The organism is Delftia sp. S65 (assembly GCF_016516495.1).
GTDB classification, from domain to species: domain Bacteria; phylum Pseudomonadota; class Gammaproteobacteria; order Burkholderiales; family Burkholderiaceae_C; genus Comamonas; species Comamonas acidovorans.
Window position 1 is genome coordinate 1 of record NZ_JACVUR010000063.1, and the last position, 24,864, is coordinate 24,864.

Sequence of the window (24,864 nt, forward strand, 5' to 3'; positions counted from 1 at the left end):
GTTCCCCAAATCCTGCCCACCCGCTCGCCGGGCCGGGGCGGGGGCCCCGCCGCGCCGCGCTGCGCGCGGGCAGGAAGCCGAAGGTGATGCCTATGAGCGAGGAGCAGGCGACGGCCAGCACGATGGAGGCGGCCGAGAACGACAGCTGGAAGCTGGAGCCCGACAGGCTCACTGCCAGGCCCAGGCTCAGCGCCAGAGAGACACCCAGGATGCCGCCCACGATGCAGACCAGCACGGCCTCGATCAGGAACTGCTGAAGGATGTCCGACTGGCGCGCGCCGATGGCCATGCGCACGCCGATCTCGCGCGTGCGCTCGGTTACCGACACCAGCATGATGTTCATCACGCCGATGCCGCCCACCAGCAGCGCGATCATGGCGATGGCCGAGACCAGCAGCGTCAGCGTGGTGCTGGTGCGCGTGATGGCCTGGCGGATCTGGTCGGAGTTCCAGACGAAGAAGTCCTTGGTGCCGTGGCGTTCCGTGAGCAGGCTGGTGGCCGCCTTCAGCGCGATCTCGGCCGGCACCTCGTCCTTGATGCGCAGCGTGATGCTGTCCAGGTGGTACTTGCCGACCAGGCGCGTGGCGGCTGCCGTGTAGGGCACGAAGAAGGTGGGCGTGGAGCCGCCGAAGCTGTTTTGCGCGGGGCGCAGAACTCCCACGATCTCCACGGGCATCTCGCCCAGCATCACCACCTCGCCCAGCGGGCTGGGGTTGCCGGGGAAGAGCGCGGTGGCGGCCTTCTGGTCGATGACCGCGACCTGGGCGTGCAGGTCCACGTCGCGCTGGTCGAAGAACCGCCCTGACGCCAGGCGCAGGCCCTTCACGCGGAAGTGCTCGAAGCCCACGCCCGTCACCTGGGCCATGGCCGCGTTCTCGCGGTACAGCGCCGTGACGCTGACCGACACATTGGGCGTGGCGCTGTCCACGTAGGGCTGCTCGGCCAGGGCCTGGGCATCGGCGGCGACCAGGGTCTCGATGGCGGCGGCGCGCGTGTCTCCGAAGTCCTTGCCCGGGAAGATGTCCAGCGTGTTCGTGCCCAGCTCGCTGATCTGGTTCATCACCTGCTGCTGCGCGCCGCGCCCCAGCGCCACCACCGAGACCACGGCAGAGATGCCGATGATGATGCCCAGCATGGTCAGGAAGGTGCGCAGGCGGTGCGCGTTCATGGCCCGCAGCGCCATGCGCAGCGCTTCGCCGAAGCGGTCGCCGAACATGCGCCAGGAGGCGGCGCGCGGGGCGGCTGTGGCCTCCAGCGGGGGCTTGCTTTCATGCGGGGCGCTGCGCCGGTCCGCGATGATGGCGCCGTCGCTGATCTCGATCACGCGCGAGGCGTGGGCCGCCACGGCCATGTCGTGCGTGACCAGGATGATGGTGTGGCCGTCGGCATGCAGCTCCTGCAGGATGCGCATGACCTGCTCGCCGCTGGCCTTGTCCAGCGCGCCCGTGGGCTCGTCGGCCAGGATGACGGCGCCGCCGTTCATCAGCGCGCGGGCGATGGACACGCGCTGCTGCTGCCCGCCCGACAGCTGGCCCGGCCGGTGCTGCATGCGGTCGGCCAGGCCCAGGCGTTCGAGCAGGGCGGCCGAGCGCGCATGGCGGTCCGTGGGCGCCGTGCCGGCGTAGACCGATGGCAGCTCCACATTGCCCTGGGCCGTGAGGTCGGCCAGCAGGTGGTAGCGCTGGAAGATGAAGCCGAAATGCTCGCGCCGCAGCGCGGCCAGCGCATCGGGGCCCAGCTCGCCGGTCTCGCGGCCGGCGATGCGGTAGCTGCCCGAGGTCGGATGGTCCAGGCAGCCGAGGATGTTCATCAGCGTGGACTTGCCCGAGCCCGAGGCGCCGACGATGGCCACCATCTCGCCGGCCTCGATGGTCAGGTCGATGTCCTTGAGCACGGCGACCGTGGTGTCACCGGCGGGGAACTCCCTGCGCAGTCCCCGCATTTGCAGCAATGGCTGGTCCATGCTCACATTCCCATGGGGTCTGCGGCGGGGGCGTTGTTCGGGCCCGCCTCGCCGATCACCACCTGCTCGCCCGCCTCCAGGCCCGACAGCACCTGGGCCTGGGCATTGGTGCGCAGGCCGATGCGCACCTTGCGCTCGGCGACCTTGCCTTCGCCGTCGCGCACGCGCACGGTGTAGCTGTCGTCCTCTGCCCGGCTGCCCAGTGCGGCGGCCGGCACCAGCACGGCCTTGTCGGCCTGGGCCACGCGCACGGTGACCTGGGCGGTCATGGAAGGGCGCAGCTTGCCGTCCGGGTTGGGCACGTCGAACTGGGCGTTGTAGTAGATGGCCTTGGCGGCGGGCGTGGCCGCAGCGGGCGAGGCACCGCCGCCCGCGTCATTGACGATGGAGGTGGGTGCGGGCTCGATGCGCTCAATCTTCGCCATGTGTTTTTGGCGGTTGCTGCCCAGCGTGGTGAACCATGCGGTCTGGCCGAGCTGGATCTTGTCCACGTCGGCCTCGGCAATCTCGGCACGCACGGTCATCACGTCGAGCTTGGCCAGCATGACGATGGTGGGCGTGGTCTGGAAGGAGTTCAGTGTCTGGCCCTGCTTGGTGACCACGGCCACAATCACGCCGTCCATGGGCGCGACGATGCGGGTGTAGCCCAGGTTGATGCGCTCGGTCTCCACCTGGGTGCGTGCCTGCTCGATCTGGGCCTGCAGGGCGCCGACCTCGGCCTGGGCCGTGTCCAGCGCCGCCTTGGCGGCCTCATGGTCGGCGCGCGAGGTGGCGTCGGCCTGCAGCAGTTCCTGCTGGCGCTGGAAGGTGAGCCGGGCCTGGACGAGGGCCGCGCGCCGCGCGGCGAGCTGCGCCTGCAGCGCGGTGACCGAGGCCTCGGCATTGCGCAGCTTGATGCGCTGCGGCTGGGCATCGACTTCGGCGATCAGGTCGCCGGCCTTGACCTGCTGGCCCAGTTCCACATGCAGGCGCTTGACCTGTCCGGAGACCTGGGCGCCCACGGCGACCAGCTCCTTGGCATGCAGCCGGCCCACGGCCAGCACGGTCTGCTCCAGGTTGCCCACGGTGACGGCGGCCGTCGCGTACCGGGTGGCGGGCTTGGCGCTGGCCTTCCACAGTGTGCCCCCGGCGATGATGCAGGCGCCCACCACGGCGCCAATGGTCCACTTGCGATTGAACTTCATTCTTCCCCTGCCGCGCGGTCGGCCGCAGGGGAAGAAGTTCCTGCCCGGCGCCGCGCCCAATGCTCGAACTTACCAGTCTGGCGCGGTTCGATGTCCCGGCATTGACCAAGGCATGGAGATTCAGTGGAGAAAGGCGAGGGGCGGGAGCGGCCGGGCTGCCCCCCGGCTCACCGCAAGTTCAGCGCCAGTATTGGCACTTGCTCTCTGCCTTCGTCGTCCAGACCTGCTCGGCCGGCAGCTTCTTGACCAGCTTGTAGTAGTCCCAGGTGCCCTTGGATTCGGCGGGGGATTTCACTTCCATCAGGTACATGTCGTGCACGTAGCGGCCGTCCTCGCGCAGGTAGCCGCTGCCGAAGAAGTCATCCATCTTCATGCCGCGCCAGGTGGCCATGACCTTGTCGGCGTCCAGCGTGCCGGCCTTCTCCACGGCCTTGAGCCAGTTCATGGTGGCCGAGTAGTCGGCCGCCTGGATCTCGCTGGGGCGGCGCTGGGTCTTGGCCATGAAGGCATCGGCGAACTTGCGCGAAGCATCGTTCATGTCCCAGTACCAGCTGGTGGTGAACTGCATGCCCTGGGTGTTCTTCAGGCCCAGGCTGTGCACGTCGGTGAAGAACACCAGCAGGCCGGCCAGCTTCATGTCCTTGGTCACGCCGAACTCGCGCGCGGCCTTGATGGAGTTGATGGTGTCGCCACCCGCGTTGGCCAGGCCCAGGATCTGGGCCTTGGAGTTCTGCGCCTGCAGCATGAAGCTGGAGAAGTCGCTGGCGTTCAGCGGCGTCTTGACCGAGCCCAGCACCTTGCCGCCACGCGCCTCGATGATCTTGGTGGTATCGGCCTCCAGCGCATGGCCGAAGGCATAGTCGGCCGTCACGAAGTACCAGCTCTTGCCGCCGGCCTCCACCACGGCCGCGCCCGTGCCCTTGGCCAGGGCCACGGTGTCGAAGGCGTAGTGCACGGTGTAGGGGCTGCACTGCTCGTTGGTCAGCGCCGAGCTGCCCGCGCCGTTGTCGATGAAGACACGCTTTTTCTCCTGCGCCACCTTGGCCATGGACAGGGCCGTGGCCGAGTTGGTGCCGCCAAACACCAGGCTGATGCCCTGCGTGTCGATCCACTCGCGCGCCTTGCTGGCGGCAATGTCGGCCTTGTTCTGGTGGTCGGCCGTCAGCAGCTCGATGGGCTTGCCCAGCAGCTTGCCGCCGTAGTCGTCAATGGCCATCTGTATCGCCACGGCGCCGTTCTTGCCCTCGACATCGGCATAGAGACTGGACATGTCGGTGATGAAGCCGATCCGAACCTTGTCCTGCTGCGCCAGGGCCGGCGTTGCCAGTGCGGCGGCGCACAGTGCCAGGGCCAGCGGTGTCATCAGCGATGTCTTGGGGCGTTGCTGCATGAAGTCTCCTTGCTTTGGATGGAAAAAGCCCGCTGCTGTTGCGCAGGGGCCGGGTGATTCCATGCTGGCAGGGACAGGGGCCTGCCGCATTGGGGCAAGCACGGGCTTGGTGGCCCCGGTGCGACAGTACAGCCGCTCATTCTTGCAACGTGGCCGGTCCGTTGATTGATCGCCATGCGCTGCGCATCCCGGCCGTGGCTTGTGAGCGCGTCAGGACCTGCTTTTCCGTTCCTTGACTTGGAGATGCGAAAGCACTGGTCTTAAATTAATTTGTCTAGAAAAACAATCAAAAATATAGGTTTTGCTTAGAATAATAGACAAATGAAAACGCCAGAAAAGTCCACCCTTCTTCAGCGCCAACTGCTTTTGCAGTTCGGTGACCGGCTCAAGCGTCTGCGCAAGGAGCAGGGGCTGGGCACGGTCGAGATGGCCTCGCGCGTAGGCATATCCCGCAGCACGCTCGCTGCAGTCGAGTCCGGCGATCCCGGGCCATCCATGGGCACGTACCTGCGGGTCATGTCGGAACTGGGCATAGGGGGAGAATTGGCATTGCTGGGGGGCGACGCCCTGCAGCCCGCGCCCGCAGGAACTGCCGCAGCCCGTTCGCGCCATGCCAGGCCCGTCGTACAGGTTCTGGTGCGTGCGCAGGATGCGCGCCATGAAGTGCAGGATCTGCAAAGCTTGGCATTGCATGAAGAAGCCGTGCGCCTTGTGCGATCTGACCCGGCATTGCTGCAGCAGGCACAGGACACGTTGGAGAGGTGGTTGAGCCAGGGGGATTCGCATTCCGCCAGCCTGTGGAGGCAGTGGCAGGATGTCTTGCAAAATGGCCGCTGGCGCACCATCCTGGCCCGCACGCGAAGGGCCCAGGAACTGCGCCAGGCCTCGCCCCTGACATCGGTGCTGCCCGAACAGGTGCGCCAGCAGGTACTGGCGCAGGTGGGGGATCTCAAGCGGGGCGTTGCATTGGGAGATACAGGGCGGGCCTATGAACCGAGAGGATCTTGAGCACATCATTCGTGCGAGCGGGGATGTGACGAATGAGTATGAATTCGTCATCGTGGGAAGCCAGGCAATCCTGGGCTCCATCCCGTATCCCGAGCCGGTTTTCAAGATGTCCGCAGAGGCGGACATCTATCCGCTCAACGCTCCGGATCTGGCGGACCGGATCGACGGATCCATTGGCGAAGGCTCTCGCTTCCACGAGTCCAATGGCTACTACGCACAGGGCGTGGGCCCGGACACGGCAGTGCTTGCCTCAGGCTGGCAAAACCGGCTGCACCGTATCCAGAACGGCAATACCAACGATCGCGTCGGCTATTGCCTTGATGTGCTGGATCTCTTCCTCTCCAAGGCCCAGGCGGGGCGCGACAAGGACCGGGTGTTTTGCATGGCACTGATGGAGCATGGCCATGTACAGGTCGATGCGGCACTGAAACTGGCAAGCGGCATGCCATTGGGTGATGACGGCAAGCGGCAATTGCGGGCCCGGATTCAGCGGTGGTTCAAGGGGCTGAAAAAATAAAAAGCAGCCCGCAGGCTGCTTGTCGATTGCCGTGTCCGCGCGCTCAGGCCGCAGGTCGCGCGGTGCGCACTGCGCTCTTGGGGCGGAACGCCTTGCACACGCTGTCATCCGTTTCCAGATAAGGCCCGCCGATCAGGTCCACGCAATAGGGCACGGCCGCAAAGATGCCGTTGACCGTTTGCGTGCCATCAGGGTTTTGCAGGCCTTGCAGAGTCTCGGCAATCGCCTTGGGCTGGCCCGGCAGGTTGATGATCAGGCTCTTGCCGCGGATCACCGCCACCTGGCGCGACAGAATCGCCGTGGGCACAAAGGCCAGGCTGATCTGGCGCATCTGCTCGCCAAAGCCCGGCATTTCCTTGTCGGCCACGGCCAGGGTGGCTTCGGGCGTGACATCGCGCGGCGCGGGGCCGGTGCCGCCCGTGGTCAGCACCAGGGAGCAGCCTGCATCGACCAGTTCGATCAGCGTGGCGCTGATGCCGGCCTGCTCGTCGGGGATCAGGCGCGGCTCGAACGTGATGGGGTTCCTGAGCGCGCGGGTGAGCCAGTCCTGCAGGGCCGGCAGGCCCTTGTCCTCATAGACGCCGCTGCTGGCACGGTCGCTGATCGAGACGATGCCGATGCGCACAGCGTCATGGACGGGTTCACTCATCGTCAGCTTCCTCGCCAGCGCCGTCACCGTCCTCGGCAGTCTCGCGGCCCGTGCCGCCCAACTGCTGGCGAACCAGCTGGAACAGGTCGCGGTAGGCGCGGCCCTTGCGCTGGGCCAGGCCGGTGGATTCCTGCACATTGGCCTCATGGGCGCCAGGCATGTCCTTGCGGGCCTGGCGGATCAGGGCGCGCAGCTGCTGGGTGTCGGTGTCGGGGAAATGGTCCAGCCAGATGGACAGGGCCGATTCCTCGGCAATCAGGCGGTCGCGCCATTGCTCGGCCGCATGCAGGGCCATCTTCTCGGCGGCCGAGCCGTTGTGCTGCTCGTCCAGCGCGGCGCGCACGGCGGCGATCTCGGTCTCGTCCAGCTTGCGCATGAGCTTGCCGACGAATTGCATCTGGCGGCGCTTGCCTTCGAAATTGGTGATGCGCTTGGCCTCGGCCAGGGCATCGGCCAGCTGGTCGGGCAATTGCAGGCGCTTGAACAGGTCGGAGCGCAGCGTCAGCAAATCCTTGCCGAGGTCCTGCAAGGCGTCGGACTCGCGCTTGAGATCCGTCTTGCTGGAGTCGGGGGTGCCTTTGAGTTCGGCCTTGAGCTGCAGGTCGAGTTCGCTGCCTTCGGCAACGAAGTGACCTTTGACGTAGTAGCCTTTTTTGGGTTTGCGTGACATGGGGTAGGGGACAAATGCAGTGGCGGCGCGGAGAGCGCTGCAGTGGCGGCTATCATAGCCGCCGCTATGAAAAAACCCCGTCCCCGCTCGGCAAGCACCGCCAAACCGCAGGCTGATTCCGGCTTCAGCTACAGCCAACCGTTTTTTGAAGACTTGGTGGACCGTGCCCTGGTCCACGCCAAGAAGCTCGGCGCCACCAACGCCGGGGCCGAGGCTTCCGAGGGCTGCGGCCTGAGCGTGAGCGTGCGCAAGGGGGCTTTGGAGACCGTGGAGCGCAACCGCGACAAGTCGCTGGGCGTGACCGTCTACCTGGGCAACCGCCGTGGCAACGCCAGCACCTCGGACTTCTCGGATGCCGCCATCCAGCAGACCGTGCAGGCCGCCTACGACATCGCACGCTTCACGGCCGAAGATCCCATGGCCGGCCTGCCCGATGCGGCCGACATCGCCCAGCCCGGCACCCACCGCGACCTGCAGCTGTTCCACCCCTGGGACCTCACCAGCGAGGCTGCGGCCGAACTGGCGCTGCAATGCGAGGAAGCCGCGCTGCGCACGCACAAGCGCATCACCAACAGCGAAGGCGCGGGCGTCTCGGCCCAGCAAAGCCATTTCTTCAGTGCCCACACCAATGGTTTCCGTGGCGGCTACGCCAGCTCGCGCCACAGCCTGTCGGTGGCGCCCATCGCATCGCTGCCGGGCCGCAATGGCGAGATGCAGCGCGACGCCTGGTACAGCTCCATGCGCAACGCGGCCGACCTGGCCTCGCCCGAAGCCGTGGGCCGCTACGCCGCCCAGCGCGCCCTGAGCCGCCTGGGCAGCCGCAAGATCCCGACCACCGAATGCCCGGTGCTGTTCGAGTCCACGCTGGCCGCAGGCCTGCTGGGCAGCTTCGTGCAGGCCGTCAGCGGCGGCGCGCTGTACCGCCGCAGCACCTTCCTGCTCGACTCGCTGGGCAAGCCCGTCTTCCCCAAGCACATCGACATCACGGAAGATCCCTTCATCCTCGGCGGCAAGGGCAGCTCGCCCTTCGACGAGGAAGGCGTGCGCGTGCAGGCCCGCAAGGTGGTGGATGCCGGCCGCGTCGAGGGCTACTTCCTGTCCAGCTACTCGGCCCGCAAGCTGGGCATGAAGACCACCGGCAATGCCGGCGGATCGCACAACCTGGTCATGACCTCGCGCCGCACCAAGGCCGGCGACGACCTGCCCGCCATGCTCAAGAAACTGGGCACGGGCCTGTTCGTGATCGAGCTCATGGGCCAGGGCGTGAACTACGTGACCGGCGACTACTCGCGCGGTGTCAGCGGCTTCTGGGTGGAAAACGGCGAAATTGCCTTCCCCGTGCATGAGATCACCATCGCCGGCAACCTCAAGGACATGCTCAAGGGCATCGAGGCCGTGGGCGCAGATGCCTACAACTACGGCGCCAAGACCGTGGGCTCGATCCTGATCAACCGGATGAAGGTGGCGGGCAGCTGAGCGCTGGTTCAGCTCAAAAATAAAGCGGCTTTTTGAAGCCGCTTTTTTGTGGATCTACACCACTCGCTGCCTCTGCACCCCCAGCCCCTCGATCCCCAGCTCCATCACATCGCCAGCCTTCAGATAGCGCGGCGGCTTCATGCCCATCCCGACTCCCGGGGGCGTGCCGGTGATGATGAGGTCGCCGGGCTCCAGCGTCATCACGCGGCTGCAGTGGCTGATGAGTTCGGCGCAGCCAAAGATCATGGTGCGCGTGCTGCCGCTCTGGCGGCGCTCCCCGTTCACATCCAGCCATAGCTGCAGGGCCTGCGGATCGGGCACTTCGTCGCGCGTGACCAGCCAGGGGCCGATGGGGCCGAAGCGGTCGAAGCCCTTGCCCTTGCTCCACTGGCCGCCGCTGCGGTCGATCTGGTATTCGCGCTCGGACACATCGTTGGCAAGGCAGTAGCCGGCCACATGCTCCAGCGCATCGGCCACGGACACATTGCGCGCGCGCTCGCCGATGACGATGCCCAGTTCCACCTCCCAGTCCATGCGTGTGCTGCCCTCAGGCAGGGGGATGTCGTCGTCGGGGCCGCAGGCGCAGCTGGGCCATTTGGCGAAGAGGATGGGCTCCTTGGGAATGGGCATGCCGGCTTCCTCGGCATGGTCGCGGTAGTTCAGGCCGATGGCAACGAACTTGGACATGCCGCTCCAGGGCATGCCGATGCGCACCGGGCCCTGCACCAGGGGCAGCCTGGCGGGTTCGATGGCGGCCAGGGCCCGCAGCGCCTCGCGGCCCAACAGGCGGGGCGTGTAGTCGTCCAACAGGGCGGACAGGTCGCGGATCTGGCCTTCGGCATCCAGCAGGCCGGGCTTTTCCTGGCCCTCGGGGCCGAATCTCAGCAGTTTCATGGAGTCTCCTTGGAATGCTCTGGAATGTCTTGAAATGGGCCGGCTGCTTAGTCCACCTGGATGCCTGCCTGCCGGATCAACTGGCTCCAGCGTGCCAAGTCGGCTGCCGTCTGCAGCCGCAGTTCTGCAGCCGTGGGGGCGTAGACGCTGGCGCCCATTTTGCGGAATTTCTCGCGCAGTCCGGGTGATGCCTGGGCCTTGTCCACGGCCTGGCGCATGCGCTGCACTTCCTGCGAGGGTGTGTCCTTGGGCGCGTACAGCGCAATCCACAGGTCGCCAACCAGGCCGGCAACGGTGTCGCGGGCCAGGGGCAGGTCGGGCAGGAACTCGCTGCGCTGGTCGGAGAACACGGCCAGGGCTTTGACGTCGCGGCTTTGCAGGTAGGGCATGGCCGAAGGCAGGGTGCTGATCAGCATCTGTATGCGCCCGGCCATCAGTTCGGTCATGGCCGGGGCCACGCCACGGAAGGGGACATGGGAGGCATCCACCTTTTCGGCGCGCTTGAGGAATTCCATGAGGATGTGCGAGTAGGTGCCGTTACCGGCAGAGCCGAAGAAGTACCTGCCCGGCTCCCTGCGCAGCAAGGCCAGCAGCTCGGGCAGGGTGGACGGCGCAAAGTCCTTGTTGACCAACAGCACATGGGGCACGCTGGCAATGCCGGCCACGGGCACGAAATCGCGCAGCGTGTCGAAGCCCGGGTTGGCGAACAAGCCGGGGTTCATGGTGACGATGCTGGCCGATGTCAGCAGCCAGATGTTGCTGCCGGCTTCGGCGCGTGCCACGTAGGCTGCGCCGACATTGCCCCCGCCGCCGCCCCGGTTCTCGACCACCACGGGCCGGTCGAGTTCGCCGCGTAGCAGCGGCTCCATGACGCGCGCCACGATGTCGTTGGAGCCGCCCGGCGCGGCAGGCACCACCAGGGTGACCAGTTGCGCAGGGGCCGCGTGGGCTGGCACAGAGAGCAGGGCGACGTGGCCCAGGGCCGCCGCCGTGGCGACCCTGGTGAGCAAAGTCCTGAGAAAGGCCATGGTATGTCTCCTTCGTTGTATGGGCTGAGGGGTCATTCGGTCGGGGCAGGGTGATCGCTACAGGCGCCCGGTGGCACCAGGTGCTGGTGCTCTCCCAGCGCAGGGCCCAGGCTGCGGATGGACCCGGGTGTGCGCGACAGGCGCGGAAAGACGTTGTGCATGGGCAGGGGCTGGCCGTCGGCATCGGGTATGCAGGTGATGCAGGCCCTGGCGCGCACATGCTCGTCGGCCAGCAACTGCTCCACGTCAAGCACCGGCCCCACGGTCACCTCCCATTGGCCGAAGTGCAGCAGGTTGTCCTGCAGGCTGCGCTGTGCCACAAAGCCGGCGATCAGCGCGTCCAGCGCATCGACATGTCGCAGCCGTGCCGCGTTGGTGGCGAAGCGGGGATCGCTGCACAGGTCCTTGCGGCCCATGGCCTCGAAAATCCGTTCGGCCATGCGCTGGGTGGAGCCCGACATCACCAGCCAGCGCCCGTCGGCGCACTGGTAGGCATTGCGCGGTGCGGCGATGTCGGCACGGTTGCCCATGCGCCGTGGCCGCTGGCCGGTGCGCTGGAAGATGGCGGGGTCGGGGCCGAGCACGGCCAACATGGGTTCCAGCAGCGACAGGTCCACCACCTGGCCGCGGCCACCATTGGTTTCCACTTCGCGCAGTGCGAACATGGTGGCGCCCACGCCCGCCAGGCCCGCGATCATGTCGGCCAGGCCGAGGTTGGGCAGGGCGGGCGGCTTGTCGGGAAAGCCATTCTTCTGGGCAAAGCCCGAGAAGGCTTCGACCAGGGTGCCAAAGCCGGGCCGTTGCGCATAGGGACCGGTCTGGCCCCAGCCTGAGATGCGCACGATCACCAGGCGGGGATTGCGCTGCAGCAGGACATCGGGTCCCAGTCCGAACTTTTCCAGTGCGCCGTGGCGAAAGCTCTCCACCAGGACCTGTGCCGATTCGGCCAGCTGCAGAAGACTTTGCACATCGGCCCCGTCATGCAGGTCCAGGCAGATGCTTTTCTTGTTGCGCGCGTAGATCTGCCACCACAGCGGCTGGCCGTCGTTCTTCCAGTCGCGCAGGGTATCGCCGCTTGGCGCCTCGACCTTGATCACTTCGGCGCCGAAGTCGGCCAACTGCAGCGTGAGCATGTTGCCTGCAGCCAGGCGCGACAGGTCGAGCACGCGGATGCCGCGCAGGGGCAGGGAGCCTGTGTTGTCCGTGGCGTTCATGCGGCTTCCCCGGTGCTGCGCAGCAACTGGCGTGCGCGCTGTGCAATGGGTGCATCGACCATGCGGCCGTCAACGGCCGCGGCGCCCTGTCCCTGCGCCAGCGCCTGTTCATAGGCCAGCACGGTGTCGCGCGCCTGGCGCAGATCCTCTTGGCTGGCTCCGAAGGCTGCGTGCACGGCCGCCAACTGGGCCGGGTGGATGCAGGCGGCACCTTGCATGCCCAGTGCGCGGGAGATCCGGGCCAGTTCGCCGAACTGCGCAAGATCCGCATAGCCGCCGATGCTGCCTGCCAGCCCCATGGGATGCAGCCCCGCTGACACGGCTGCGATGACCACGGCCTGTGCCGGCATGGCAAGGGCCTGGGGCGTGGGCGCCACGCCCAATGCAGTGGCGAAGTCCTCGCCGCCAAAGGCCAGCGACACCAGCCGGGGTGAGGCCCGGGCAATGTCCTGCAGGCGCATCAGCCCGGTGGGCGTCTCCACGATGGCCTGCAGCAGCACCGGCGGGCTGCCGTGGATATCGGCCAGGGCTGCGATGCGCTGCACATCGGCGGCAGATTCCACCTTGGGGATGACCAGGCCATCGCAACCAGCCTGCAAGGCGGCCTCGGTATCGGCCTGTGCCAATGCCCTGTCCGCGTTGATGCGCACCAGCACGGGGCACTGCCCGCGCAGGCTGGCGATGGCCGGTTGCAGCATGGCGCGGGCCTGCTCCTTCTGCGCGGGGGCAATGGCGTCTTCCAGGTCCAGCACGAGGGCATCGGCACCGCGCCGCCCTGCGCTGGCCAGCATGCGTGCGGAGGTTGCAGGAACATATAGCAGGGATCGGGGGTGGAACGGCATGGGGCTTGGGTAGCGAAGTGGCGGTAAGCACAATGTAGGCAGCACCTCGCAGCGCATGGCTGAGGAATTCAGAACCGGCCTTCGTGCAAATCGAACCCCTCTTCGGACCTGACATGGAATGGCGCCAGCTCAGATACCTGATTGCCGTGATCGATGCCCAGAGCATCACCCGCGCCTGTGATGTGCTGCACGTGGTGCCATCCGCCGTGAGCCACCAGCTCAAGCTGCTGGAGCAGGAACTGCAAAGCACGCTGCTGGTGCGTGGCGCGCTGGGCGTGCAACCCACGGCCACGGGCCGGCTGCTGTACGGTCAGGCGCAGGCCATCCTGCGGCAGGTGGCCGATGCGCGGGCCTGCGTTCAGGTCGAGGAATCGCAGGTGGCCGGTTCTGTATCGGTGGCCATTGCGGGCAGCATCGCCCAGGTGCTGGCTGTTCCCCTGCTGGCCGCCTGCCGTGAGCGCTGGCCGGCCGTCATCCTGTCCATCCACGAAGGGCTGAGCGGCCATCTGGTGGAGGGTGTGCACAGTGGCCGCTTCGACATGGGGGTGCTCTATGCCTCGGAGGCTACGGCCAAGCTGGAGACGAGGCCCGTGGTACGCGAGCCTTTCTTCTTTGGCTGCGCCCGCGCCCTGGCGCCCGAGGCGGATGGCAAGCCCATGTCGCTGCAGGATCTGGCACGGCATCCACTGCTGCTGCCCAGCCTGCCCAATGCCACGCGCGGTGCGCTGGACCGGGCCTTTGCGGCGCTGGACACCGGCTACCAGGTGGCAGGCGAGGTGAACTCCACTGCCACCCAGATCGGTGCGGTGCGCGCAGGGCTGGGCGCCAGTGTGCTGCCGTGGATCAGCCTGCGCATGCTGCGGCCACGGCGCTCCACGGTGATCCGCCCCCTCGACGTCGAGCACCTCTACCGCGACGTGCTCACGGCCACGAAGCCGCAGGCCGTCCGTAGCCGGGCCAGCGCCATGGTGCTGGCGCAGCTGGAGCACCTGCTGCGGGATATCTACGCGCCCCTGGCTTCCCATCGCTGACGGCGGACCGCTGGCAGCGCTATGCCTGCATGTCGGCAAGGCGCTGTCCTACTGGATGTGCAGGGTTTGGGAAGGCGACACGACTGATTCAAATTGTCAAATTTGTTCCTGAATGTGTTTCTTCCGTGCCAGCGGTCTGGCCGGTTTGCGTAGGTGGTTCGAGGGAGAGCGACGTGGGTTTTCTGAGGCGTATGAAGTTGGGAACCATGCTGGGCATGGGTTTTTTCGCGGTGATCGTTGTTTGCGTATGCGTGGCGGCCTTCGGCTGGATGAAGTTGCGTGACCAGGGCGAGCAGCTGCGCGTGCTGGCCGAGGACCGCATGGGCAATCTGGCCCGGCTGCAATCGCTCAAGGACAACGCCAACGCGTCGGCGCGGGTGGTGCGCAATCTGGCGCTGATCACCGATCCGGCGCAGATGGCCGAGGAGAGCCGCCGGCTGGATGAGGTGGTTGCCAGGAACGGCCTGGTCATGAAGGAGTTGGACCAGCGCCTGCAGACCGAGCAGGCGCGCCGGCTCTTTGCCGAAATACGTCAGGCGCGCCAGCCTTTCGTGGAGACCATGCGCCAGGCCGGTGACCTGGGCCTGGCCAACCAGGGCGATGCCGCCAGGGATCTGATCATGGGGCGCCTGCGCTCCTTGCAGACGACCTATTTCGATGCGGTCGAGGCGCTGGTCGATTACCAGAAGGCACGGACGCAGGCCACGGTGGACGGCTCGCTGCGCCGCGTGGCCGAAGACGGCGTGGCCATGCTGGTGCTGACGCTGCTGGCCGCCGCGCTGGGCTCTCTGGTGGCCTGGATGATCACCAGGACGGTCAAGCAGCAACTGGGCGGAGAGCCCTCCTATGCCGCCGGGGTGGCGCGCCAGATCGCGCAGGGCGATTTGTCCGTGCGGGTGCAATTGGCGCCCGGCGACACCTCCAGCCTGCTGCGCGCCATGGAGGACATGCGGGCCGGTCTGGCGCGCGTGGTTGCCGATGTGCGGCAAAGCAGTGAATCCATCGCGACCGGCGCCAGCCAGATTGCCTCGGGCAATGCGGACCTGAGCCAGCGCACGGAAGAGCAGGCCAGCAACCTGGAGCAGACCGCCGCCTCCATGGAGGAGATGAACGCCACCGTCAAGCTCAATGCCGATACGGTGCGTACCGCCACCCAGCTGGCCGCTTCGTCGAGCCAGGCCGCCACTGGCGGCGGCAAGATCGTGGACCGCGTTGTGGCCACCATGGAGCAGATCACCGCCAGTTCCCGGAAGATCGAGGACATCATCGGCGTGATCGACTCCATTGCCTTTCAGACCAACATCCTGGCGCTCAATGCCGCCGTGGAGGCGGCGCGGGCCGGCGAGCAGGGGCGCGGCTTTGCCGTGGTGGCATCCGAGGTGCGCAGCCTGGCCCAGCGCAGCGCGGGTGCAGCCAAGGAGATCAAGGCCCTGATAGGCGAGAGCGTGTCCAAGGTGGACGAGGGCTCGGGCCTGGTGAGCGAGACGGGCTCCGCGATGAAGGACATCGTCCAGCAGGCGCAGCGTGTTGCCGACCTGATCGGCGAAATAGGCGCGGCCACGGCCGAGCAGGCCGACGGTGTGGCGCAGGTGGGCGATGCCGTCGTACAGCTTGACCAGGTCACGCAGCAAAACGCGGCCCTGGTCGAGGAATCGGCGGCGGCTGCCGCAAGCTTGAACGCGCAGGCTGCCAGGCTGGTCGATCTGGTCAGCCTGTTCAAGCTGGACGGGGTGTCCTCGTCCGTGCCCCTGCCCGCGTCCTCACCGGGCCAGGCGCCAGCGCCAGCCGCCGCAGGCAGCAAGGGCGGCCAGCGGACGAGGGCGTCCGCAGCGGCACCCAGGGTTGCTGCAGCGCCTGCCAAGGTCACCCCGCTGCGCAATGCGGGCGAGCGTGTGGACGAGAACTGGGAAGTGTTCTGACCGCGAGGGGGGCAATGCCGCTCTGTGCGCGTGGAGCCGGGGGACTTGCCGGCCTCATGCCGTCGGATGGGGTGGGGTCTGCCCAGGCGCCTGCCCCGGTGCCTGCCCCGGTGCATGGGCCGGCATGTTGCGCACATGCAGGTCCAGCTGCGGGAAGGCCACGGCAATGCCAGCGTCCTTGAGCCGGTCGTTGACGCGGCGGTTGAGGTCGTGGCGCACGGGCAGGCGGTCTTCGACCTTGCCCACGTAGGCGCGCAGCTCGAACCGCTGGCCGTTGCCTTCCAGCGCCATGAACCAGCAGTTGGGCTCGGGTTCGCGCAGCACCTGGGGGTGTTCCCTGGCAATGGCCAGCAGCATGTCGCGCACTCGCTCGGGGTCGTTGCCGTGGGCCACGGGCACGTCGATCACCAGGCGGGTCACGTCGTCGCTCAAGGTCCAGTTCGTCACCTGGCCGGTGATGAAGGTCTTGTTGGGGATGACGATTTCCTTGTTGTCGAAGTCCAGCACCGTGGTGGCCCGCGTGCGGATGCGCGTGACGGTGCCGGTGAGGGTGTCGATGGTGATGACATCGCCCACGCGGAAGGGCCGCTCCACCAGCAGGATCAGGCCCGAGACGAAGTTGGCGAAGATCTCCTGCAGGCCGAAGCCCAGGCCCACGGTGAGCGCGGCCACCATCCACTGCAGCTGGCCCCAGCGCAGGCCCAGCAGCGTGAAGGCGCTGACCGTGCCCGCGATGGTGATGGCGTAGCGCGCCAGCGTGGCCAGGGTGTAGCGCGCGGAGCTGCTGATGCGGTTGGAGGCCGACAGCGTCACTTCCAGCAGGCCCGGCAGGTTGCGTGCAAAGCTGAAGGTGAGCAGCAGGATCATCACGCCCAGCAGCGCGTCCATCAGGCTCACGGGGGCGGCATGCGCGATGCCGTCGGCGCCGGTGTTGGTGGTGTACCAGAGCACCACGCCTTCGGAGCGCAGCAGCGCAGGCAGCACGGGCAGCCAGGCGTAGACCAGGGTCAGCACGACCAGCACCTGCTGCAGCAGGCCCAGCAGCCTGTGCGCCTGGGCGCCCACGGTGACCAGGGCCATCTGGGTGGCTTCGTCGGTGGGTGCCTTGCCGGTGTCCACGCCCGAGCCGCTCTGGGCCAGCCTGGCGGCTTCGCGTAGCCGGTTCAGCGCCAGGCGCCGTTCGCCCAGCAGCAGCCAGCGCCGCAGCAGGTTGACCACGACCTCGACCGCGCCCAGGAACACGAAGCTGGCCATCAGGGCCTGGATGAATTCGGTGGCCGTGTAGACATAGCCGAGCACGATGCCCACGGCCAGCGCGCTGAGCATGAGCATCAGCACCACGCTGACGATCTGGCCCCAGTGGATGCCGGGCCGCTTTTGCTGCATGACACGGCGAAAGTACAGCCAGGCCATCCAGGCCAGGCCCAGCGACAGCATGAGGATGGAGATGCGCCCCCAGGTGCTGATGGCGTGGTTGTCATGGCTGTAGAAGGCCAGGCCGCCCAGCAGTTCGGCAGGCACGATCAGCCAGGCGGCGCGGCGCACCATCTGGCGCAGCATCTGCACGCGGGCGGCCGGCCAGCCGAAGTGGGCCAGTGCCAGCCCGCCCGGGCAGAACAGGGCGTTGAGCAAGGTGGCCACGAAGATGAAATCGCTGAGCTGGACCAGGGTGGCGCCCAGCGGCTCCAGCGCCGTGCCCACGGTTTCCGGGCCTTGCAGCAGGCTGCCCAGCGCCGCGGCCGCAAAGCTCCAGGGCAGGGTGTAGAGCAGGCTCCAGCCCAGCGCGAGCAGGCTCAGCCCGAAGTTGTCGCGCATGAAGTCGCCCACGCGCACGGCGATGGACTGCAGCTGGCGCAGCGCGTAGCGGCGCAGGCCCAGCAGCAGGGCCACGATCAGGCCGACGGCGCCAAAGGCCCAGGGATCGTTCCAGATGCTGGCGGCCAGGGCGCGCGCGGTCTTCCAGGGGGAGCTGCTGCCTTCGATGTCCTGCTCCAGCGCCTGCCACTCGCTGAGCCAGGTGCGGTCCATGGGGCGGTGGCTGGGGAACCACAGCAGTTCCTTGTCCAGCACCTGGCGCAGTTCGTTGCCGCTGCGCAGGGCGGCGCGCAGGGCTTCATCGGTCTGCTCCAGCACGGCAATGCGGCGCAGCAAAACGGGCTGCAATTGATCGGTGAGCGCCACCTGCCGGGCCAGCAGGGCGGTCTGCTGTGCCGAGGTGGATGCATTGATGGCCGTGGTGGCGCTGGCGGCAGGTTCAGGTGCTGCCACGCCGCCTGCATCCGCAGCGTCGGCCGGGGCCTGTGCCGCCGTGTCCGCGCCGGGGTTCTGGCGCCATTTGCTGGAGTTGAACAGCATCAGCCGCAGCTCGGCCAGCTGGCGCTGCACGGCGCGGTGCCTGGACTGCAAGGTGTTGCCGGAGGACAGCTCCACGCGCTGCTGCCACAGCCACTGGCCCACGGCCGCGCTGCCACCGCCCAGCCGCAGGCGTGCCTGGGTGTCGCGCAGCGTGGCGCTCAATTGGTCGCGGACATATTCGTCATTGGCCAGGGTCTTGCGCTCCTGCGCCAGTTCATTGGAGTTCTTGAGGATCTGCGCGGCCAGCGCCGCATTGCGCTGGGCCAGGTCGCGTATGGCGGGATCGGCGGCGGAAGCGTGCTGGGCGGCCAGCTCCATCTCCTGCACCTGCTGCTCCAGTTGCTGGCGGCTGCGCTCGGCAATGCGCTGGGTCAGCCAGGCGGCGCGCGGCATGCGCTCGAGCAGCTCGCGGCGCTGGGCCTGCAGCTGGGCGGCCAGCAGGCGCTGGCGGGCTTCGATGGTGGACTGCTCTTCCTGGCGCAGCGCCAGCTCCAGCAGGGCGCGGCGGTGCTCTGCGCTGCGCCGTGCCTGGCGGGCCTGGGTGAGGTCGGGGGCTTCGCCGGGCTCGGCGGTCACGGGCTCGGCGTTTTCCTGCGCGCGTTGTTGGAGGATGGACAGATCGATCCGCCCCGGGCCGGGCTGGGACACCAGATTGGCCTGGTCGGCCGCGGATTTTTCGATGCCCACCTTGAGTGCGGCGATGGCATCGCGCTCATCGGCCAGCAGGCGTTCCAGCACTTCCTGGCTGGCGTTGGCGGGAACGCGTTCCTTCCAGCGATCGAACAGGCTGCCCAGCTGCTCGTCGCTCAGCGGCGCGGGCAGGGCAGGCACGGGCGTGCGTGCCCTGGCGCGCAGGCGGTCCAGTTCCTGCGCCAGCGCATCGGCTTCCTTTGTGGCCGATGCGGCGGCATCCAGTTGGGCCTGAATGGCGTTGCTTCGTTCCTTGTCGGAGGCCGATCCGCCCCCCAATGTGCCCTGCAAGGCACCCAAAGGGCCTGCTGCCGGTGCGGCCTTGGCCAGGCCCGGTGCCAGCAGGGCGAGCAGCAGGCCGAGCACCAGGCACATGGCCCGCAGCAGGTGCATCGGCGTCACGGCAGCCAGTTTGCGCGATGGGCGACCGGCGGCAAGTAGGGGGTTGTCGGCAGGAGACATCGGTTCTGAATTCGGGCCTGTGCCGCTGTGTGAGTGCGGACTATCATTTGTCAAAAGTGGGAGCGTCAGGCGCTGTATTCACGGGCCTTGCTGCAGGCCCGGCTGGCTCAAGCCCCTGTCCCGGCGCCGCAAAAAGCGGGGTAGTCCAGGAACCTGACATTGTGACCTCGCGCGCAATGCAGACATGTGGGACGTATGAGCTATTCAAAGCCGATGCAAGGTGCTACAACAGTTCCACACGGTAGCGAATGCCTTGCAACTTCGCGGCACTGTTCGCCCTCGGGTGCCGCCGGGAGAGGTCGTATGGATGTCATCAGCAACTCGGCTGCACGTTACGTTCGCCTTCGCGAAGAAGAGATGTCGCTGGACGAATTTCTCGCCCTGTGCCAGCGCGATCCCATGGCTTACGAAGGTGCTGCCCAGCGCATGCTGGCAGCCATCGGCGAACCTGAAATGGTGGACACGCGCAATGATCCACGCCAGTCGCGGCTGTTTGCCAACAAGGTCATCCGGCGCTATCCGGCCTTCGCCGAGTTCTACGGCATGGAAGACTCCATCGAGCAGGTGGTGAGCTTCTTCCGCCATGCGGCCCAGGGCCTGGAAGAGCGCAAGCAGATCCTCTATCTGCTGGGCCCCGTGGGCGGTGGCAAGAGCTCCATCGCCGAGCGCCTCAAATACCTGATGCAGAAGGTGCCGTTCTACGCCCTCAAGGGCTCGCCCGTGAACGAGTCGCCGCTGGGCCTGTTCGACCCCGTGGAGGACGGGCCGCTGCTGGAGGAGCAGTTCGGCATTCCCCGGCGCTGCCTCAACCATGTGCTGTCGCCCTGGGCCGTCAAGCGCCTGGAGGAGCTCGGCGGCGATATCCGCCAGTTCCGCGTGGTCAAGCGCTATCCCAGCATCTCCAGGCAGGTTGGCATTGCCAAGACCGAGCCCGGCGACGAGAACAACCAGGACATCTCCAGCCTGGTGGGCAAGGTGGACATCCGCAAGCTGGAGAACTTTGCCCAGGACGACACCGACGCCTACAGCTACTCGGGCGGCCTGTGCCTGGCCAACCAGGGCCTGCTGGAGTTCGTGGAAATGTTCAAGGCGCCCATCAAGGTGCTGCACCCCCTGCTGACGGCCACGCAGGAGAGCAACTACAAGGGAACGGAGGGCTTTGGCGCCATTCCCTTCGACGGTATGGTGCTGGCGCACAGCAACGAGAGCGAGTGGAAGGCCTTCCGCAACAACCGCAACAACGAGGCCTTCCTGGACCGGGTCTATATCGTCAAGGTGCCGTACTGCCTGCGCGTTTCCGAGGAGGTGCGCATCTACGAGAAGCTGATCCGCGAGTCGTCCCTGGCCAGCGCCGTTTGCGCGCCCGGCACGCTCAAGATGATGGCGCAGTTCGCCGTGCTCACGCGGCTGAAGGAGCCCGAGAACTCCAGCATCTTCAGCAAGATGCAGGTCTATGACGGCGAAAGCCTCAAGGACACGGACCCGCGCGCCAAGAGCTTCCAGGAGTACCGCGACTATGCGGGCGTGGACGAGGGCATGTCGGGCATCTCCACGCGCTTCGCGTTCAAGATCCTGTCCAAGGTCTTCAACTACGACAGCACCGAGGTGGCGGCCAACCCGGTGCACCTGATGTATGTGCTGGAGCAGCAGATCGAGCGCGAGCAGTTCCCTGCCGAGCTGGAGACCAAGTACACCAGCTACATCAAGGAGTACCTGTCGCCGCACTATGCCGAATTCATCGGCAAGGAAATCCAGACCGCCTATCTGGAGAGCTACAGCGAGTACGGCCAGAACATCTTCGACCGCTACGTCACCTACGCCGACTACTGGATACAGGACAGCGAGTACCGCGACAACGATACCGGCGAGGCCTTCGACCGCAACGCGCTCAACGCCGAGATGGAGAAGGTCGAGAAGCCCGCGGGCATTGCCAATGCCAAGGACTTCCGCAACGAGATCGTCAACTTCGTGCTGCGCGCGCGGGCCAACAACCAGGGCAAGAACCCCAGCTGGACCAGCTACGAGAAGCTGCGCGTGGTGATAGAGAAGAAGATGTTCTCCAATACCGAGGAGCTGCTGCCCGTGATCAGCTTCAATGCCAAGGCCAGTGCCGAGGACGCGCGCAAGCACGAGGACTTCGTCACCCGGATGGAGGCCAAGGGCTATACGTCCAAGCAGGTGCGCCTGCTGTGCGAGTGGTACCTGCGCGTTCGCAAGAGCAACTGACGGGTGGGTGCGCCGCCCTTCGGCGCGCCCGGGCTGGGGGGAACAGATGGCATTGCAAATCATCGATCGCAGGCTGGCCGGCAAGAACAAGTCGGTGGGCAACCGCGAGCGCTTCGTGCGCCGCTACAAGGCGCAGATCGCCGAGGCGGTGCGCCGCGCGGTGGACAAGCGCGGCATCCGCCACATGGAGGAGTCCGAGAGCGTCTCCATCCCGCGCAAGGACATCCGCGAGCCCGTGTTCCACCACGGGCAGGGCGGCGTCCATGACACGGTGCATCCGGGCAACACCGAGCATGTGCGCGGCGACCGCATTGCCCGGCCGCAGGGCGGCGCAGGCGGCGGCGGCTCCCAGGCCAGCGACAGCGGCGAGGGCGAGGACGACTTCACCTTCACCCTGACCAAGGAAGAGTTCATGGAACTGTTCTTTGAAGACCTGGCCCTGCCGCGGCTGCTGCGCACCCACATCGGCAACACCATGCAGTACAAGACGCGCCGCGCCGGCTACAGCCACGACGGCACGCCGCACAACCTGGCCCTGCTGCGCACCATGCGCGGCGCCCTGGGCCGGCGCATTGCGCTGACCAAGGCGCCGCACCGCGAACTCAAGGCACTGGAGGAGCAGCTGCAAGCGCTGCTGGCGCAGGACGATGGCACCAGCGAGGCGGCGGCCGAGCTGCAGCAGCGCATCGATGCGCTGAAGCTGCGCATGGGCACGGTGGCCTTTCTCGACCCCATCGACCTGCGGTTTCGCAACCGCACGCGCGTGCCTGCGCCTATCAGCCAGGCCGTGATGTTCTGCGTGATGGATGTGTCCGGCTCCATGGACCAGGACCGCAAGGACCTGGCCAAGCGCTTCTTCATCCTGCTGTACCTGTTCCTGACGCGGCACTACGAGAAGATCGACATCGTCTTCATCCGCCACCACACGCAGGCGGCCGAGGTCAGCGAGGACGAGTTCTTCCACTCCCAGGAAAGCGGCGGCACGGTGGTCAGCAGTGCGCTGGTGCTGCTGGACCAGATCATCCGCGCGCGCTATCCGTCCGGGGACTGGAACATCTACGTGGCCCAGGCCAGCGATGGCGACAACTTCGGCGACGACGGCTCCAACTGCCGCAACCTGCTGGTCGAGAAAATCCTGCCGCTGGTGCGCTACTTCGCCTATGTGCAGGTGGTGCAGGAAGAGCAGAGCCTGTGGCAGGAGTACAGCCAGGTGCTGCCGCTGTTCTCGCACTTCGCCATGCGCAAGGTGTCGGACGCCAGCGAGATCTATCCCGTGTTCCGCGACCTGTTCAAGAAAGAGGGGGTATCGGTATGAACCTCTCTCACTATCCCGTGCTGGCGCCTCGCCATGCCACGCCGCAGTGGAAATCCCATCTGGCCAGCGACCGGGCCCAGCGCATCGTGCCCTCCGCGCCGCTGCCGGCGGGGGCGCGGCCAGCCGAGCCTCTGCCCGATCCCAGCGACTGGACCTTCGAGCTCATCGAGCGCTATCACGCAGCGATTGCGGCCGCCGCCGAACGCTACGGCCTGGACACCTATCCCAACCAGCTGGAAGTGATCTCGGCCGAGCAGATGATGGACGCCTACGCCAGCGTGGGCATGCCCGTGGGCTACCGCCACTGGAGCTATGGCAAGGAGTACATGGCGACGGAGAGGCGCTACCGGCGCGGCCACATGGGCCTGGCCTACGAGATCGTCATCAACTCCAATCCCTGCATCAGCTATCTGATGGAGGAAAACACCACGGCCATGCAGGCCCTGGTGATCGCCCATGCAGCGTACGGCCACAACAGCTTCTTCAAGAACAACTACCTGTTCGGCATGTGGACGGATGCCGGCAGCATCATCGACTACCTGGTCTATGCGCGCGACTTCATCTCCCAGTGCGAGGAGCGCCACGGCCTGACGACAGTGGAGCAATGGCTGGACTCCTGCCACGCCCTGTCCAACCTGGGCGTGGACCGTTACCGCCGCCCCTCCAAGAAAAGCCTGGCGCGCGAGCGGGCCGAGCGCGAGCAGCGCGAGGCCTATGCCCAGCAGCAGGTCAACGAGCTGTGGCGCACCCTGCCGGCCCGCCCCGGCAAGGACAGCGCGGCGCAGCACAGCGAGCGCTTTCCCAAGGAGCCCGAGGAAAACCTGCTGTACTTCATCGAGAAGAACGCCCCGCTGCTGGAGCCGTGGCAGCGCGAGATCGTGCGCATCGTGCGCAAGATCGCCCAGTACTTCTACCCGCAGCGCCAGACCCAGGTGATGAACGAGGGCTGGGCCACGTTCTGGCACTACACCCTGCTCAACACCCTGTACGACGAAGGCTGGCTGACCGACGGCGTGATGATCGAATGGCTGTCCTCCCACACCAACGTGATCTACCAGCCCCCGGCCGGCCACCGCGCCTACAGCGGCATCAATCCCTATGCGCTGGGCTTTGCCATGTACCGCGACATCCGCCGCATCTGCCAGGACCCTACCGAGGAAGACCGCCGCTGGTTCCCCGATCTGGCCGGCACGCCCTGGCTGCCGGCGCTGCACCATGCCATGCAGAACTTCAAGGACGAGAGCTTTGTCGGCCAGTACCTGAGCCCGCAGCTGATGCGCGACATGCGCCTGTTCTCCATCCATGACGATGCCAGCGAACGCGAGCTGCTGGTCAGCGCCATCCATGACGACGACGGCTACCGCACCCTGCGCCAGACCCTGTCGCAGCAGTACGACCTGGGCGCGCGCGAGCCCAATATCCAGGTCTGGAACGTGAACCTGCGCGGCGACCGCTGCCTGACCCTGCGCCACACGCGCTACCAGGGCCGGCCCCTGTCCGACGATGCGCTGGAAGTGCTCAAGCACGCAGCGCGCCTGTGGGGCTTTGGCGTGCAGATGGAAAGCGTCAACGGCGATGGCGACGCGCCCGTGCTGCTGCACTCCGTGCCCGCGCCACCGGCCTGATCAGGCAAGACGCTAGCGCAGCGTGCCCACGTACTTGCGGTTTTCCGCGCGCTGGCGCATCAGCTCGCCGGCGCGCTGCATGAGCGGCGAGCGCTCGGCGGGCCCGGCCAGCGCGGCATTCCAGGCCGCTTCGAAGCGATGGGTCCAGTCCACCAGTTCGGGCGTGCTGCGCGTCCCTTCCTGCTCCCGGGCGAAGCGGATGATTTCGGCGGCGTACTCGGCATTGGCCGCCAGCCATTCGGTATCGGTCACGCGGCCGCAGCTTCTGCGCAGCAGCACATGCAGGTGCGCGGCGATGGCCAGGAGTTCGCTTTCGGGCATGTAGTGGGCACTCCTTCGGTTTGACGATCATCGGGCGCGGGGGGGGGGGGGGGGGGGGCGGGGCGGGCCCCGGCGAAGGCGGGGG

Annotated in this window: 19 protein-coding genes; 8 read left to right on the forward strand and 11 right to left on the reverse strand. The window is 66.9% G+C overall.

Features of this window, described 5'->3' with window-relative positions:
- The 3 genes from IAE24_RS28225 to IAE24_RS28235 form a co-directional block, all read right to left on the reverse strand.
- Positions 1-1,963, reverse strand: a 1,963-nt coding sequence (locus IAE24_RS28225; RefSeq protein ID WP_200016407.1) for a MacB family efflux pump subunit, incomplete at its 3' end; no start/stop codon positions are given.
- Between the two features lie 2 nt (positions 1,964-1,965).
- Complete coding sequence (locus IAE24_RS28230) at positions 1,966-3,147, reverse strand: efflux RND transporter periplasmic adaptor subunit (protein WP_199961333.1); 1,182 nt, start codon at positions 3,145-3,147, stop codon at positions 1,966-1,968.
- Between the two features lie 178 nt (positions 3,148-3,325).
- On the reverse strand, positions 3,326-4,537 hold the full coding sequence (locus tag IAE24_RS28235; protein ID WP_012204238.1) for an ABC transporter substrate-binding protein: 1,212 nt from the start codon (positions 4,535-4,537) through the stop codon (positions 3,326-3,328).
- Positions 4,538-4,858: 321 nt separating this feature from the next.
- Between IAE24_RS28235 and IAE24_RS28240 the strand changes: the two genes are divergently transcribed.
- Both IAE24_RS28240 and IAE24_RS28245 read left to right on the forward strand, forming a co-directional pair.
- Positions 4,859-5,545, forward strand: coding sequence for a helix-turn-helix transcriptional regulator (locus tag IAE24_RS28240; RefSeq protein WP_199961332.1), 687 nt, complete (start codon positions 4,859-4,861; stop codon positions 5,543-5,545).
- Positions 5,526-6,062: a DUF6036 family nucleotidyltransferase gene (locus IAE24_RS28245; RefSeq protein WP_047325805.1), complete on the forward strand. Its 537-nt coding sequence runs from the start codon at positions 5,526-5,528 to the stop codon at positions 6,060-6,062. The genes IAE24_RS28240 and IAE24_RS28245 overlap by 20 nt, the downstream gene beginning before the upstream one ends.
- 43 nt (positions 6,063-6,105) lie before the next feature.
- Here IAE24_RS28245 and mog read toward each other — a convergent pair whose 3' ends face one another.
- The gene (gene mog / locus IAE24_RS28250; RefSeq protein ID WP_065346464.1) at positions 6,106-6,711 is read right to left on the reverse strand and encodes a molybdopterin adenylyltransferase; all 606 of its coding nucleotides are present in this window, start codon (positions 6,709-6,711) and stop codon (positions 6,106-6,108) included.
- Positions 6,704-7,381 (reverse strand): ribosome biogenesis factor YjgA, encoded by a 678-nt coding sequence (yjgA, locus tag IAE24_RS28255; RefSeq protein WP_123692395.1) that lies wholly within the window; start codon positions 7,379-7,381, stop codon positions 6,704-6,706. The genes mog and yjgA overlap by 8 nt, the downstream gene beginning before the upstream one ends.
- 66 nt (positions 7,382-7,447) lie before the next feature.
- On the opposite strand from yjgA, the gene pmbA reads away from it, so the two are divergent.
- Complete coding sequence (gene pmbA / locus IAE24_RS28260; protein ID WP_012204243.1) at positions 7,448-8,857, forward strand: metalloprotease PmbA; 1,410 nt, start codon at positions 7,448-7,450, stop codon at positions 8,855-8,857.
- A gap of 54 nt (positions 8,858-8,911) precedes the next feature.
- Here pmbA and IAE24_RS28265 read toward each other — a convergent pair whose 3' ends face one another.
- From IAE24_RS28265 to IAE24_RS28280, 4 genes are read right to left on the reverse strand one after another with little or no spacing between them, the layout of a single operon-like run.
- On the reverse strand, positions 8,912-9,751 hold the full coding sequence (locus tag IAE24_RS28265; RefSeq protein WP_199961331.1) for a fumarylacetoacetate hydrolase family protein: 840 nt from the start codon (positions 9,749-9,751) through the stop codon (positions 8,912-8,914).
- A 47-nt stretch (positions 9,752-9,798) separates the two neighbouring features.
- A complete protein-coding gene (locus tag IAE24_RS28270; protein ID WP_199961330.1) occupies positions 9,799-10,779 on the reverse strand; it encodes a Bug family tripartite tricarboxylate transporter substrate binding protein in 981 nt (326 codons plus the stop codon).
- Between the two features lie 32 nt (positions 10,780-10,811).
- Complete coding sequence (locus IAE24_RS28275; RefSeq protein ID WP_199961329.1) at positions 10,812-11,993, reverse strand: CaiB/BaiF CoA transferase family protein; 1,182 nt, start codon at positions 11,991-11,993, stop codon at positions 10,812-10,814.
- Positions 11,990-12,892, reverse strand: coding sequence for an HpcH/HpaI aldolase/citrate lyase family protein (locus tag IAE24_RS28280; protein ID WP_325100578.1), 903 nt, complete (start codon positions 12,890-12,892; stop codon positions 11,990-11,992). Before IAE24_RS28280 ends, IAE24_RS28275 begins: the two co-directional genes overlap by 4 nt.
- 26 nt (positions 12,893-12,918) lie before the next feature.
- On the opposite strand from IAE24_RS28280, the gene IAE24_RS28285 reads away from it, so the two are divergent.
- A complete protein-coding gene (locus IAE24_RS28285; protein WP_325100579.1) occupies positions 12,919-13,866 on the forward strand; it encodes a LysR substrate-binding domain-containing protein in 948 nt (315 codons plus the stop codon).
- A 191-nt stretch (positions 13,867-14,057) separates the two neighbouring features.
- Positions 14,058-15,785 (forward strand): methyl-accepting chemotaxis protein, encoded by a 1,728-nt coding sequence (locus tag IAE24_RS28290; RefSeq protein ID WP_199961326.1) that lies wholly within the window; start codon positions 14,058-14,060, stop codon positions 15,783-15,785.
- Between the two features lie 54 nt (positions 15,786-15,839).
- On the opposite strand, the gene IAE24_RS28295 is transcribed toward IAE24_RS28290, so the two are convergent.
- On the reverse strand, positions 15,840-19,223 hold the full coding sequence (locus IAE24_RS28295) for a mechanosensitive ion channel domain-containing protein (RefSeq protein WP_199961356.1): 3,384 nt from the start codon (positions 19,221-19,223) through the stop codon (positions 15,840-15,842).
- Between the two features lie 372 nt (positions 19,224-19,595).
- Between IAE24_RS28295 and IAE24_RS28300 the strand changes: the two genes are divergently transcribed.
- Genes IAE24_RS28300 through IAE24_RS28310 form a run of 3 tightly spaced genes read left to right on the forward strand, consistent with a single transcriptional unit; the run spans position 19,596 to position 24,458 of the window.
- Positions 19,596-21,518 carry a PrkA family serine protein kinase gene (locus IAE24_RS28300; RefSeq protein WP_012204247.1) on the forward strand — a complete coding sequence of 641 codons (1,923 nt, stop codon included), beginning with the start codon at positions 19,596-19,598 and terminating at the stop codon, positions 21,516-21,518.
- A 46-nt stretch (positions 21,519-21,564) separates the two neighbouring features.
- On the forward strand, positions 21,565-22,833 hold the full coding sequence (locus IAE24_RS28305) for a YeaH/YhbH family protein (RefSeq protein WP_012204248.1): 1,269 nt from the start codon (positions 21,565-21,567) through the stop codon (positions 22,831-22,833).
- Entirely contained in the window at positions 22,830-24,458 is a 1,629-nt protein-coding gene (locus IAE24_RS28310) for a SpoVR family protein (RefSeq protein WP_013803510.1), read from the forward strand. The genes IAE24_RS28305 and IAE24_RS28310 overlap by 4 nt, the downstream gene beginning before the upstream one ends.
- A gap of 12 nt (positions 24,459-24,470) precedes the next feature.
- Here the strand turns inward: IAE24_RS28310 and IAE24_RS28315 are convergent, their stop codons facing one another.
- The gene (locus IAE24_RS28315; protein WP_012204250.1) at positions 24,471-24,779 is read right to left on the reverse strand and encodes a hypothetical protein; all 309 of its coding nucleotides are present in this window, start codon (positions 24,777-24,779) and stop codon (positions 24,471-24,473) included.
- Positions 24,780-24,864: the final 85 nt, after the last annotated feature.